Source organism: Ectopseudomonas chengduensis, assembly GCF_900102635.1.
Lineage (GTDB): Bacteria > Pseudomonadota > Gammaproteobacteria > Pseudomonadales > Pseudomonadaceae > Aquipseudomonas > Aquipseudomonas chengduensis.
Window position 1 is genome coordinate 1 of sequence record NZ_FMZQ01000031.1, and the last position, 12,744, is coordinate 12,744.

Sequence of the window (12,744 nt, forward strand, 5' to 3'; positions counted from 1 at the left end):
TGCTCAAAAATTGAGCAGAAGCAGTTGAACACCTGGGTCAGTTTTCAGTCGGCAGAACAGCCTCTACTGGGTCAGTTTTCGGTCAGCGGCAACATTCGCGGATCGATTCGGCACTTTCTGTGCTCTCAACGGTGACCTTGCCGGCCGCTCGATCCACTTCTACTCGTGCATCCTGATCCAGAGCTTGAATGGCCTTCGTGATTTTGCTCACGCAACTGCCACAACCCATACCCGAAACATTCAGGCTGAACATCTCTCTCACCTCATTTCGTCCGCGGCTCAAGTTACCGCACAGACAGTATCGACCTTGACACGATGGCAAGGTCAAGTGCGCAAACGCAACAATAAGGCTCAGCCGTTGTTCACAGGCATCAGGATGGGGTTCGATGAACACACCACTACGTGCCTTGCGCCCCTCGTCAGGGCGACATACAGATTCTGAGCGGTCATAAGTTCAGGATGCAGAACAACCGAGACATCCGCCTCGAGCCCCTTGAGAAGTAATGTGCTGCCTACCGAGCGTCTTGCGATGGGGCGGGCAAGGTGTCGATTGCGTTCTCGCGCTTGAATGGCTGCACTCAGAAAGTCGGCTGTACCTCCCGCCACAGCTTGCATAGCGGACCGGCAGCAGTGCAGAACTTCCGGTCGGTACACCCGTGCCCCCGGCTGTTCGGCGAGGGCGTTGAGCACAAGGAGTGCTCGCTGCGGTGTTGGCTCCCCGACGAATGCGACGGCCTCGGCCTCGGCCGGGGTCGGTGGCGTTCGGGCACGTCCTGTGCGCAGAGACTCCACGCGCGTTCGCAGGTTTGCTGCACCTACCCCCGTCATTACGCTGGAAGCAAACTCCACAAGTTGTGCCAGAGCATTGGCACCCTGCAAGTCAAAGTTCCTGGCGAAGTTGACGAGATCTCTCAGGTCGACGGCTTCTACGGCCATGGCACCGGGTGTCTGGCTCGTGAGCTGATGGCGACCTTGCACGTTGATGGAGTCCCCGATGATGAGGACGCTACCCTGAGCGTTGGGAGCTTCGGTTCTCGCGGCCACCAGTCGCTGCTGAACTTCGGTTCCGGCGTTTAGCTGCACCCAACGCACTTCTGCTGGAGCCGTGCGCAGATCCACCGGCTGACCAGCTTGAAGTTGTTGCCTTATGGCGAGCAGCCACTGCCCGAGGTTCTCAGCTCCAGCCAGCCGCCAGCGCCACGGTATCCTCAACTCTCCCGCTGCGGGAAACAGGGGTTGCACCTCATTCGCCCAATGCACCAGTCGATTGCCACGGAAGCTGAATATGGCTTGCATCGGGTCACCGAGCACGCAGGTCGGAAGCACCTGGGCCAAACCAGACACGATGGCGTGCTGGACGACGTTGCAGTCTTGGTACTCGTCGACAAGCAACCGTGCATAGGTGGCGCGAAGGGGCTGAGCGAGGTGACCGGCCTGCAACAACTGCATGGCGGCCTCCCGAATTGCCGGGTAGTCAGTATTGGGTTGATGCAGCTGTAGGATCTGCGGGTTATGGCCGCTTCGCGCTGGGAACTTAGCGATCAGGCGCATCGAGAATCCGTCAATGGTGGAGACTCGATATGCGGAGTTAGGAACACCGGCTCGTCTCAGGCGCGCCCGTAAGGCCGCAACGCCGGCGTTCGTATGTGTCAAGACGAGGATGGGTTTGCTCTGCGTATGCGCGATGAGCGTCTCGGCAATCAATTGCGTTTTTCCACAACCTGCGGGGGCCGTTATGGAGCCACGCTCGATAGCGAAAAGATCAATCTCAGGGGGCACTTGTAAACGTCCAGAGCTGATTCGTGACTGCCATGAAGCCCGGTTCGACGTTCTGTAAAGACGGACCGACGATGTCCCTTGCAACCTCCTGATAGGTTGTCAGCGACTTGAACCAGCCGCTGTTGCGGATACGGGATGCGGTTCCCAGCAGCTCTCGTCTCTCAGGTGAGTACCCATCCACGAGTCGCTTGGCTCGGATATCGTTCAGCGTCACGCGGCCTTGGGACTTCGTCTGAATGTGTGCGTTCATCAGCTCTGCACCCACTATTGTTTCGGCTTTCGCCAGAAGTGCATCGAGTGCTTGCTCACTGAGATGGCGGAAGATCTCGTCCTCCAACGTGAGGCCTGGTCGCCATGTAAGAATTTGCCCGCCGGCGGCCAAGAATGCTTCAGCGAGCCCCGCGGTCGAAGGCTTGTCGGCATCTACAAAAACCATCACGCGGTAACCCAAGTTCAGAAGTGCTGTTCCCCGGATAAGACTGTTATCGGGGCTTCCCCCGCCGGCGTCCACATACGCGCCGCCATGGGCCAGGAATGAGGTAGCGCCAAGACTGACCCACCATTGGTCAAGGCCACGCGCGAAGCCAACCTCGCTGGCCCCCTCGCAAACGATGATGGATTTGGCGAGGAATGCTTCGGGGTCCTTCCGAAGGGTACTTTGTACCTCGTTGGCTTCCCCAGCTGGCATAACACTGTGGCGCTGAGGTGCTGACCGAACAACGAATAACTGGCTGCCGGACAGCTCGCGCAGCGCGACCGGCGAGTGCGTCGTCATGAACACTTGCAACGGAGCGGCAGCGTCCTTTGCACCCAGCGAGTCCAGGAATCGCATGAGCCGATGAGGTTCAAGCCCGTATTCCACCTCATCAACCAGGGCAATTGGCGCGGCGCTGGCCGCAGCCCTTTGAAGCCCTGCCACTAGCAAGCGTGACGAGCCCGTGCCAAGGGAGCGCAGCGGAATACCTGTTTCACTGTGCAGCGCGATCGCCCCCTCGCCAATCGACACAGAATGTGCGTCAAGGAGCGCCTGAGGCATAGCCCCGACCGAAACGCCAAGATGCTGTGCTGTGCGTTGCACGACCTCAAGCGTCTGGGTCAGATGTTCGGCTGCTTGATTGCCAAAGTTCGCTCTTGCTTGCCTAGCGGCGCGCGCCAGTTCAGCACCAAGCTCGGCGCGCTCATCGGTAAGTCGATTGAGCACTGAGCCACGACTCCACGACAGGTTCGAGCTCGCAAAGCTGCCGATACGGGCGGGCGCTAGTGCCGCTCGTTCTTTCCAGGGAAGAGTGCGTTCAAGTTGCTGCTGCTCCGCGCGCTCGGAGAAAAGTGTCCAAACAGGCTCCAAATCGGCACCAACTTGCAGACGCAAGGTGATGACGGTCTCCAGCCCCGCTCGCGGTTCGTCTTCGACTTCCCCCGTACCGGGATGGAATCCACGCAAGAACTCGCCGTAGACATCAATATCCATCAGCGATAACGGCAGATCGCCAAGCGCCACGCTGATGGTGATGGGTACATCGACGTTTAATGCGAAGAAGTCCATGTCGCCGAACGTGCCGCCTCGGCGAGCGCCGACGCAAAGGTCAATCGCATCTAGAATGCTGGACTTTCCACTATCGCCAGGACCTATGAGGCAGTTAATTCCTGGGGCCGGCACCCAGTCGAGCGCCTGGATAGATCGGAAGTTGCTGATAATCAGTCTGCGAATGCGGGCCACGGAGAGTCCTCATGGGTTAACGACGACCAGTCTCCTACCCGCAGCGGCAACAGTCCATAGAACGTCACCTCGTCACTATGTGTTGCGACAGATAGGTCGGACCGGAAACTACCGTACGGCATTTTCCGGTCAGATGCGCTTCTGAATAATCACCTGGTCGGTGGTATGGAAGCCTATCCGATGTCCGTTGATTTCAACCTCAGAGCATTGAAGACCACCGACGCCGAGCTGACACTCATCGCCAGCGCAGCAATCAAGGGCGACAGAAGATGCCCCGTCAGCGGGTACAGCAGCCCCGCTGCTAGCGGGATTCCCATCGCGTTGTAGAGGAACGCAAAGGCGAGGTTCTGCCTCATGTTTTTCACGGTTGCCACTGACAGGGTGCGCGCTCGCAGGATGCCCATCAGATCTCCCTTGACCAGCGTCACTTGGGCGCTGTTCATCGCCACATCGGTACCGGTGCCCATGGCGATACCTACGTCAGACCTGGCCAGGGCGGGCGCATCGTTGATGCCGTCACCCGCCATGGCGACACGACGGCCATAGCCCTGCAAATCGGCGACCAGTTTCTCCTTATCCTGCGGTTTGACCTCACCATGCACTTCCTCGATTCCGAGCTGCTTCGCCACGGCTCTTGCTGTGGTGAGGCCATCACCAGTGGCCATGATGACCTTTACGTCTTCGCTTTGAAGCTTGGAGACAGCCTGTTGAGAAGTAGGCTTGATCGGATCGGAAACGGCCAGGAGTCCCGCCAGGCGACCATCAACGGCCAAATAGATGATGCTGATGCCTTCCAGACGCAGTTGCTCGGCGCGATTGCGCAGCGGGGTAATATCGACGCCCGCCTCGTCCATCAGTGCGGTGTTGCCGAGCTGCAGCTGATGGTCATCGACCTGGCCGCGCACACCAATACCCGAGCCAGATTCGAAAGTGTCCGGTTTGACCAGTGCAATGCCCTGACCGCGCGCATGATCGACGATGGCATGAGCCAGCGGGTGCTCACTACCCTGGTCGAGACTAGCAGCCAGGCGCAGCACTTCATTGGAGTCGTAACCGCCTGTCCCTTCCGCACTATGAAATACGGGACGCCCCTCAGTCAGGGTTCCAGTCTTGTCGACGATGAGCGTGTCGATCTTGCATAGATTTTCGATGGCGCTGGCATCGCGGAACAACACACCGCTGCTAGCGGCCTTGCCAGTCGCAACCATGACGGACATCGGGGTTGCCAGACCCAGAGCGCAGGGACACGCAATGATTAGCACCGCCACCGCATTGATCAGGCCAAATACCCAGCCTGATTCCGGCCCTAATAGCCCCCAGCCGAAGAAGGTCAGAATCGCGATCAGGATCACCCCGACCACGAAATACCCTGCCACCGCATCAGCCATACGCTGCATGGGGGCCTTGGAACGTTGGGCTCTGGCCACCATCTGAACGATCTGCGACAGCATGGTCTCGGCACCGACCTTCTGCGCCTCCATCACCAGGCTGCCGTGGGTGTTCAGGGTGGCACCGATAAGGGCATCCCCTACCCGCTTGGTCACGGGTAACGGTTCTCCGGTAAGCATCGACTCGTCGACGGCGCTCTCCCCCTCTAGAACCGTACCGTCCACCGGGACTTTCTCTCCCGGCCGGACACGTAGGTGGTCGCCCTGATGGACATGTGTCAGCGGAATATCTTCTTCCTGGCCATCGGGCTTGATGCGACGCGCAGTCTTTGGTGCCAGCCTCAGCAGTGACTTGATGGCTGCCGAAGTCTGCGAGCGGGCCTTGAGTTCGAGCATTTGGCCCAACAGCGTGAGTGAGATAATCACCGCGGCTGCTTCAAAATAGACGCCGATACGTCCGTCCTGGGCAAAAGCCGCCGGAAACCACTGCGGAACCAAGGTAGCGGCCACGCTGTAGAGGTAGGCAGCGGCCGTTCCCAAACCGATCAGGGTCCACATGTTGGGGCTGCGGTGGCGGATGGAGTCAATGCCGCGGGTGAAGAATACCCAGCCACCCCATAGCGTCACGGGCGTCGCCAGAGCCAGCTCGACCCAGTTCTGGGTCGTGCCATGAAACAGTTGCAAGGAATGGCCGGCCATCGCCAATACGGTCACGATGACGGTCAACGGTAGGGTCCACCAGAACCGCAGCGAGAAGTCCTTCAGCTCTGGATTTTCCTCCTCTTCCAGCTCCGGGATGACAGGTTCCAGCGTCATCCCGCAGATCGGGCAGTTTCCGGGAGCCGGTTGACGGATTTCTGGATGCATCGGGCAGGTGTATTCAGCACCTACAGGTGTCGATGTGGGTGCTGGAGTCGCGTGCTGGTGATGCTCCCCATGAGACTGATGGCTCATGTACTGATGAGGATCTGCTTGGAATTTCTCTAGGCACTTCGCACTGCAGAAATGATAGGCCTTCCCTTCAAAGCTCTCGCGATAAGGGCCATCAGGTTTGACCTCCATGCCACACACCGGGTCGCGCTGGCTCTCGGAGTGGGCGTGCGAGTTATGTGAATGATCCTGGTCATGATGGCAGGAGGTCTTTTGCATGCGATCTATGTCCTTTCTTCGTCCTTGGAAACAGCGGTGCTGCTGGAGTGGGAGTGCCCGCCGTGATTGTGGCCAAACAGATGCATCAGCGGGCATAGCAGCAGGATGAGGTACGGCAGGGCCTGCGAAAGATGACCGTAATGCTCACGCGCTACATAGAAGATGCCGATTACGGCCAGCATGATCAGCGCAATGCCAATCTTGCTCTTCCAAAAAAGCGGCTCAGTGGTACTGGTGTGATGGGTATGGTCCACGACAATAGCCTCGTTTCAATGGCGGCCGGATCAGTATAGGTGTCTCAGACTGGACGGAGTTGGCGAGTATCAATAAACGTCAGCGTACGGTCACCTTACCGACCATTCCCGACTGATAATGTCCTGGAATATTGCAGGCGAACTCCAGTTCGGTGGCGGCGGAGAAGGTCCAGATCAACTCTTCGCGTGCTCCAGGTTCGACAAGAACACTGTTGGGGTCATCGTGTTCCATACCGACCATCTTCATGCCGCCCATGGCATGGCCCATATTGCTCATGTCATGTGCACCTGTAGGGGACAGCGTGCCGTTCTGAAACATCGCGGCCATCTCTTTCTGGTGCGCGGCATGGGATGCCGCTTTGCCAAGATTGAATTCGTGTAGCAATGCACCGTCATTTTTCAGGACGAAGCGAACTGTCTCGCCTGCTTTGATCTCCATTGCTTTGGGTTCGAAGAAGATGTCCCCCATCCGGACTTCGATGGTGCGATCTACTGCCTGACCGTCTCCCGGTTGCCCAATACTGTCTTTCTTGTGGCCCGGGCTGGCCAGCGCATTGGCAGCACTGAGCAGCAAGCCAAGGGTGGTGATTATGAAAGCGGGTCTGAGTTTCATGGTGTGCCTCTGAGGTGTTGAGGAGGGATGAGTCCCGATGCTAATGAGGTGCAGCTGGCGGTACGCTGACGTGAAAACTACATCGCAGTAAGGTTCGTCAGATCGGTGCTACCCAGCTCGCGGCCAACGGGTAGCACCGATGCCGGACTAACGCAGAGCAAACTCACCGACCATCCCCGCCTGGTAATGCCCAGGCAATGTACAGGCGAAGCTCAAACTGCCCGCCTTAGGGAAGGTCCACACGAACTCTTTGGTTGTGCCGGGCTCGACGAGAACCGCGTTCGGGTCGTCATGCTTGGCTTTGATGACTTCCGGATAGCCTGGAGGGTTGGAGTCTCCCATGCCATAACGCTCATGCCAGACAATGCGCTCGGCCATGCCTGTCGGCGTCAACGTACCGTCCTTGAACAAGACCGCCATCTTGCGCTGGTGCTCCAGCTGGGACGCTGCCTGCCCGATGTTGAACTCGTGCATCAACGCGCCCTCGTTCTTCAGAACGAAGCGCACGGTTTCACCTGGCTTCACATCGATCGTTTTCTGGCTGTAGTTGATGTCGTCCATCTTTACCAAGATGGTACGAGTCGCTGGCGTCGCCTGGGCCTGCTGCCCAATGCCATTGCTACTGCCGCCGAGCTCGGCAAATGCCGGAAAGGTGGTGCTGATGAACAGAGTGCTGATCAGCAGTTTAAGGGGTAAGCGTTTCATGGTGAGACCTCGAGATGGGTGCTGGAAATCTCATGCTATTCCCCGCTTGCTGAGAGGCCGCTGACCCCAAAACTACAATTGCGTCAGCTGGGAAAAAGCACGGCGCCATAAAGGCGCCGCTAGGCCGAAGGAGCAATCACGAAAGGCCTGTAAGATGGGGGAAATCTTTACTGATGGCATTCCTTGTCGGCCATCATCAGCTTGTGCTCTCGAATCATTTGACCCAGCACGTCGTCTACCAGCTTGTCATGCTTTTCCATCCAGGCCAGATGCTCTTCGGCAGACATGTTTGGCGCGGGATGTTCGTTGTGCAGCTGGCTCATGATGTCTTCGAGCATGTTCATATGCTCCTTCATGTGCACATGCCGCTCGCCGACCGGGGCCTTCTCCGCCTGGATCAGCACGGCTTCTGCTTTGTCGCGCATCTGCTGGATGCGCTCGAATACACGGTCGCTGCCCCCTTCGGCCCAAGCCATGGAAGACAGCAGTAGCGAACCAACCAGAAGCAAAGGTTTCAGCGATTTCATGGGCAGTCTCCATCAGTGCAAACTATGGCCGGCACCTCTGCTTTTGGTCTGTCGAGGGCCGAGAGCACAACCTAGTACTCATGCTTGCACCCTAGACAAGCCACCCTGTCAGTGAGCTGAAGTCAGAATTACATTTTCGTAAGCTTCTGGTTGGGGCCGCGGTTTGCCTGCAAACTCAGGCCACCCGACTTTTGGAGTCTGCACACATGAAACTACTGGTAGCTGAAGACGAACCCAAAACCGGTACGTACCTCCAGCAAGGTCTCACCGAGGCTGGGTTCAATGTCGACCGGGTTATGACCGGTACAGATGCCCTTCAGCATGCACTTAGCGAAGCCTATGACCTGCTAATTCTGGATGTAATGATGCCTGGGCTGGACGGTTGGGAAGTGCTGCGCATGTTGCGCGCAGCAGGAAAAGACGTCCCCGTACTGTTCTTGACGGCACGCGATGGTGTGGAAGACCGCGTTAAAGGGTTGGAGCTGGGTGCGGACGACTACCTGATCAAGCCATTTGCTTTCTCAGAGCTTCTGGCCAGGGTCAGAACGCTGTTGCGCAGAGGTAATGGTTCGCCGACGCAGACCACCATGAAAATTGCCGATCTGGAAGTCGATCTGATGAAGCGGCGTGCGATCCGTGGCGGGAAAAGAATTGACCTGACCGCGAAGGAGTTTTCACTGCTGGAATTGCTACTGCGCCGGCGCGGCGAGGTGCTCCCGAAGTCGCTGATTGCCTCTCAGGTTTGGGACATGAATTTCGACAGCGACACCAATGTCATTGAGGTTGCGGTACGCCGGCTACGCGCAAAAATCGATGACGATTTCGATCTCAAGCTGATTCATACCGCCCGCGGCATGGGATACATGATGGATGCGCCGGAGTGAATATGAAGCACCTTTCGCTGACAGCACGCATGAGCCTGATGTTCATGTCCGCGGTAATTGCAGTCCTGACGGTAGCAGGGCTGAGTTTCAATATGCTCAGCCAGCACCACTTCAAGATGCTGGATCGGCAGGCCCTGGTGGAGAAACTCGAATCCGCCAAACATATCCTCAACAATGCTCGCGGTGAAGCGAGCCTTTCGGAAGAATTACCGCAGTTGCGAGCCTTGCTGGGAGCCCATCAGGATCTGGCGGCCACTATCCTGGCCAGTGACGGTTCTGTACTGTTCTCCGACCCCAGAGCAGTCGAAGTACCAGAGCGTTTCAGACGTGAAAATGAGCAGAGCATGTGGGAGTGGCAGAACGGCCAACACATGTACCGCGGCATGACGGCGCAAATCTCGGTAGCCGATCAGGCTGAGCCGCTCACAGCTTTGCTGATTCTTGACGTCACCAATCACACACACTTTTTCGACACGCTGCAACGATGGTTCTGGATTGGATTGGTCATCAGTGCCCTGTTCAGTGCCGCGCTCGGCTGGGTGGTTGCTCGCAGCGGCCTTAGGCCTCTGCGGCAAGTCACTCATGTGGCCTCCGGGATGTCCGCTCGCTCGTTACAGGAACGAATCCCTCTCGAACCAGTGCCGCGGGAACTTCAGCAACTGGTTCTATCCTTCAATGCGATGTTGGCTCGGCTAGAGGATGCCTTCGTTAGGCTCTCCAATTTTTCGGCCGACATTGCCCACGAGCTACGCACGCCCGTTAGCAACCTGATGACCCACACCGAGGTCGTGCTGAGCAAGAAACGCGATATCAATGCCTATGAAGAGAATCTCTACTCCAACCTGGAGGACTTGAAGCGCATGTCCCGAATGATCGACGACATGCTGTTTCTGGCCAAGGCCGATAACGGCCTGATCGTCCCGGAACAGAGCGACATCGAGCTGGCGGACGTTGCCGCCAAGCTGACCGAGTACTACCGCCTGCTGGCCGAAGAGCGTGACATCCGACTTTCTGTAACGGGTACAGGCCGAGTGCGTGGTGATCGGCTGATGCTTGATCGTGCGATCTCCAACCTGCTGTCCAATGCCCTGCGCTATACGCCTGAGGGGAAGACGATTTCGCTGCGGATCCGCCAGACAGCGGACACAACCAGTCTAAGCATCGAAAACCCAGGCGGCACAATCGCTCCAGAGCACTTGGAGAAGCTCTTCGACCGCTTTTACCGGGTCGATCCCGCCCGGCGCGAGGGAGGCCCGAGCAATGCAGGCCTCGGCCTTGCCATCACCCGCTCCATCATCGAGGCCCACAAAGGCCGCATCTGGTGCACTTCGGTAGAGGGCCTCACAGGCTTTCACATCGAACTTCCTCGGCTCTCTCCCTCCTAGCGGATGGCTGTGCAGCCAAGCGCACATGACCCCTAATGAAGTTAGCTCTGCACCGGTGTGTTGTGGCTTACGCCTATGTCTGGGCAGGAATGGCGTTTTCCGTAAGCACTCGCCGCACCGAAGACGACTGTCTCTATGGGGCCAAGCTGGCAGTCGCCGATTTCTTTTTCAGCCGCCTATTGCCACAAACTTAGGACTGGAAGCCTGCATTCGAGCGAGTAGCTCATCCCTCTATGGACTTTCCGCTGAACAGTTCTGACGATTAAGCGTGAGCGCGGTCTCGATACTGGAGACCGCGCTTTTTCAACCGTGGCACTGCAGAGGCGATCATAGGACTGAAAATCCTATAGTCCGCAGTTCCAACACACTCAGAGGTCCTTCACCTTCTTCAACGCATGCAACCCATGCAGCGCTTCATCCCAAAGGTAACCACCCAGCTTCGAGATACTCGTAAACCACTCACTGCGTGCGCCATCAATCAGCAGAATAACTCGACGATTACTGACGAAATCGCCATCAAAACTCATGGAGTAGTCGTCAATCTGGAGCCTGCCTCCTGGCTCGATCACCGAAGAAGCGGCAATACCATCAGCAAAGGCATTGCTAGCGGTTTGGTATTCATCAATACCTTCGTCCGTGCTGGCGTATGCATACAACTGCCTACGCAGGTAAGTGACAGACTGAGCGGTGCGATTCAGCAACCAAACCGGCTGCTTATCCGAGCACCGTGAAAAGAACGGAATAGCCAAGTAAAGCCCTTCAGGCGCTTCCTGCTCATAGGCATGTAAATTCGCATGGGCGATAAGGTCCGCCACCTGAGAGCGGCGCCTGGCAAGCACATCAAAAGCATCGTCATCCATTCTGGGGCGGCACCCGCTAAAAGACTCCAGGGCGGTGCAGGCCGACGTCAGCCGCGCATACCGAGCCAGCTCTTCTGCATGCTGCTGCGCCACTTGCGGATGGCATTGCTGCGCAAGGCGCGAGGCCAGGCCCATAACCTCATCGTGAATGGGTCTACGAAACACTTGATACTCCTTGATACCCAGCGCTCAAATCAGGCAACGCCTGAATAGGCATGCGCTAGATCTATGCAGAACGATACTGGTAGTACCCAGCCTTTGTTACTGATTCTGGCTCAAGCGGTCGACACAATATCTATCAGACCAGCACTGCAGAAAGGATCATAGGATCAAAAGTCCTATGATCCTTTCAGGCAAAAAAATGCCGGTCATATGACCGGCCTCTTTACTATCTCGCTGCAGCTGCACTGGCTATCCAGTCGTCGACTTCGTGCTGAAGCCAGCGGCTTGCTCGGCCTATCTTCACCTGTCTCGGGAAGTCACCCTCTCGGATACGGCAGTAGATAGTTTTACGACTCAATCCGACTTTGCGGCTAACCGCATTGAAGTCCAAAAGGATCATCTCAGACATATCCCACCTCCCAGAAAGAGAGGCTGGTGGATTCATGTGGGTACTGCGGTGGTAATGCGTTCCTCATAGCTGACTGCTCTGCCGGATCATGCCTTCCAGGCATTAGTTCTACTTTTCCAATTCCGCTGCGCATCAAGTAGACAACGTCACAGCAGCAAACCTAGAGGCTCCGGATAACCTCACACCTGTATATTTCCACAGCAACCTAGGTCGCACAACAAAATACTTGACTTTTCTGGAACTTATCCAGTCTCGAACAAATCCAGCTGCTCAGCCTGATGCTCATCCTCGTCAGGACTATCGAGCAGGCGGCTAAGCGCGGCATCGAAAGCCTCCATGGTCGGGCGCATCTGAGGCAATTTCGCTTCAGGGTTATTGCGATAGTGCGTAACGACAACACCTGTTTGTCCGTGTGACTGCAACGCGTCACTATCGAAATCCTTGATGCCGTTACGCTGCATGAACTGCGTGCATGTGCGCCGAATATCACGTGGGCTAAATTTTGGGATGGGCTGGCCGTTCATTTTGGCGTGGTCAGTAGCGAGCCACTCGCTCACAGCATGAGACAAACTGGACTGTTGGCGCTGATGGAAAATTGACCCACCCTGCCGATTGAAATTTGACCCAGGGCGGATTGCTGATTTTGTTACCAGCAACTGTGGATAAGTCTACCAGCGCAGCTGCTGTTGCCCCCACTCCTTCGCTAGCCCAGTTCAGTTGTTTAAGACCTGCCACACGCAGCCATGTAGCAGGCCGTCGTCGCCATGAAATCAGAACGGCTCATCGTCCTCCGGTTCCTGGCCGCCCTTACGCTTTCGCTCCCGTGATTTGATCTTGGCCTGGGCCGCCAAGCTACTGTGTTGCAGGCGATAGGACTCGTTACCGGTTTCGACGATGTGGCAGTGGTGGGTC

Annotated in this window: 13 protein-coding genes and 1 pseudogene; 2 read left to right on the forward strand and 12 right to left on the reverse strand. The window is 57.0% G+C overall.

Features of this window, described 5'->3' with window-relative positions; genetic code table 11:
• Nucleotides 1–82: 82 nt before the first annotated feature.
• The 8 genes from BLS08_RS25555 to BLS08_RS25590 form a co-directional block, all read right to left on the reverse strand.
• Nucleotides 83–253 (reverse strand): heavy-metal-associated domain-containing protein, encoded by a 171-nt coding sequence (locus tag BLS08_RS25555; protein WP_090337753.1) that lies wholly within the window; start codon nt 251–253, stop codon nt 83–85.
• A gap of 98 nt (nt 254–351) precedes the next feature.
• The gene (locus BLS08_RS25560) at nt 352–1,779 is read right to left on the reverse strand and encodes a UvrD-helicase domain-containing protein (protein WP_017675725.1); all 1,428 of its coding nucleotides are present in this window, start codon (nt 1,777–1,779) and stop codon (nt 352–354) included.
• Nucleotides 1,769–3,496 (reverse strand): ATP-dependent nuclease, encoded by a 1,728-nt coding sequence (locus BLS08_RS25565; RefSeq protein ID WP_017675726.1) that lies wholly within the window; start codon nt 3,494–3,496, stop codon nt 1,769–1,771. Before BLS08_RS25565 ends, BLS08_RS25560 begins: the two co-directional genes overlap by 11 nt.
• A gap of 173 nt (nt 3,497–3,669) precedes the next feature.
• Nucleotides 3,670–6,033, reverse strand: coding sequence for a heavy metal translocating P-type ATPase (locus tag BLS08_RS25570; protein ID WP_012018611.1), 2,364 nt, complete (start codon nt 6,031–6,033; stop codon nt 3,670–3,672).
• A 5-nt stretch (nt 6,034–6,038) separates the two neighbouring features.
• Nucleotides 6,039–6,287 carry a DUF2933 domain-containing protein gene (locus BLS08_RS25575; RefSeq protein ID WP_017675727.1) on the reverse strand — a complete coding sequence of 83 codons (249 nt, stop codon included), beginning with the start codon at nt 6,285–6,287 and terminating at the stop codon, nt 6,039–6,041.
• 79 nt (nt 6,288–6,366) lie between these two features.
• The gene (locus BLS08_RS25580) at nt 6,367–6,900 is read right to left on the reverse strand and encodes a cupredoxin domain-containing protein (RefSeq protein ID WP_003246762.1); all 534 of its coding nucleotides are present in this window, start codon (nt 6,898–6,900) and stop codon (nt 6,367–6,369) included.
• 147 nt (nt 6,901–7,047) lie between these two features.
• Nucleotides 7,048–7,605, reverse strand: coding sequence for a cupredoxin domain-containing protein (locus BLS08_RS25585; RefSeq protein WP_017675728.1), 558 nt, complete (start codon nt 7,603–7,605; stop codon nt 7,048–7,050).
• A 167-nt stretch (nt 7,606–7,772) separates the two neighbouring features.
• Entirely contained in the window at nt 7,773–8,132 is a 360-nt protein-coding gene (locus BLS08_RS25590; protein WP_003139552.1) for a co-regulatory protein PtrA N-terminal domain-containing protein, read from the reverse strand.
• 206 nt (nt 8,133–8,338) lie between these two features.
• Between BLS08_RS25590 and BLS08_RS25595 the strand changes: the two genes are divergently transcribed.
• Both BLS08_RS25595 and BLS08_RS25600 read left to right on the forward strand, forming a co-directional pair.
• Nucleotides 8,339–9,016, forward strand: coding sequence for a heavy metal response regulator transcription factor (locus BLS08_RS25595; RefSeq protein ID WP_004374688.1), 678 nt, complete (start codon nt 8,339–8,341; stop codon nt 9,014–9,016).
• Nucleotides 9,017–9,018: 2 nt separating this feature from the next.
• Nucleotides 9,019–10,401, forward strand: a complete 1,383-nt coding sequence (locus tag BLS08_RS25600) for a heavy metal sensor histidine kinase (protein ID WP_017675729.1) — start codon at nt 9,019–9,021, stop codon at nt 10,399–10,401.
• Between the two features lie 368 nt (nt 10,402–10,769).
• On the opposite strand, the gene BLS08_RS25605 is transcribed toward BLS08_RS25600, so the two are convergent.
• From BLS08_RS25605 to BLS08_RS25620, 4 genes and pseudogenes are all read right to left on the reverse strand, one after another.
• Nucleotides 10,770–11,426 carry a hypothetical protein gene (locus BLS08_RS25605; protein ID WP_017675730.1) on the reverse strand — a complete coding sequence of 219 codons (657 nt, stop codon included), beginning with the start codon at nt 11,424–11,426 and terminating at the stop codon, nt 10,770–10,772.
• Nucleotides 11,427–11,649: 223 nt separating this feature from the next.
• The gene (locus BLS08_RS25610) at nt 11,650–11,868 is read right to left on the reverse strand and encodes a helix-turn-helix transcriptional regulator (protein ID WP_330219700.1); all 219 of its coding nucleotides are present in this window, start codon (nt 11,866–11,868) and stop codon (nt 11,650–11,652) included.
• Between the two features lie 206 nt (nt 11,869–12,074).
• Nucleotides 12,075–12,293 (reverse strand): site-specific integrase, encoded by a 219-nt coding sequence (locus BLS08_RS25615; protein ID WP_169886863.1) that lies wholly within the window; start codon nt 12,291–12,293, stop codon nt 12,075–12,077.
• A 309-nt stretch (nt 12,294–12,602) separates the two neighbouring features.
• Nucleotides 12,603–12,744 (reverse strand): annotated as a pseudogene (locus BLS08_RS25620) (ATP-binding protein); the annotation flags it as partial.

Bases quoted from the DNA above. Each gene is read 5' to 3' on its own strand.
- BLS08_RS25555 (WP_090337753.1), bottom strand. From the start codon at position 253: ATGTTCAGCCTGAATGTTTCGGGTATGGGTTGTGGCAGTTGCGTGAGC.
- BLS08_RS25570 (WP_012018611.1), bottom strand. From the start codon at position 6,033: ATGCAAAAGACCTCCTGCCATCATGACCAGGATCATTCACATAACTCG.
- BLS08_RS25580 (WP_003246762.1), bottom strand. From the start codon at position 6,900: ATGAAACTCAGACCCGCTTTCATAATCACCACCCTTGGCTTGCTGCTC.
- BLS08_RS25585 (WP_017675728.1), bottom strand. From the start codon at position 7,605: ATGAAACGCTTACCCCTTAAACTGCTGATCAGCACTCTGTTCATCAGC.
- BLS08_RS25590 (WP_003139552.1), bottom strand. From the start codon at position 8,132: ATGAAATCGCTGAAACCTTTGCTTCTGGTTGGTTCGCTACTGCTGTCT.
- BLS08_RS25595 (WP_004374688.1), top strand. From the start codon at position 8,339: ATGAAACTACTGGTAGCTGAAGACGAACCCAAAACCGGTACGTACCTC.
- BLS08_RS25600 (WP_017675729.1), top strand. From the start codon at position 9,019: ATGAAGCACCTTTCGCTGACAGCACGCATGAGCCTGATGTTCATGTCC.
- BLS08_RS25610 (WP_330219700.1), bottom strand. From the start codon at position 11,868: ATGAATCCACCAGCCTCTCTTTCTGGGAGGTGGGATATGTCTGAGATG.
- BLS08_RS25615 (WP_169886863.1), bottom strand. From the start codon at position 12,293: ATGCAGCGTAACGGCATCAAGGATTTCGATAGTGACGCGTTGCAGTCA.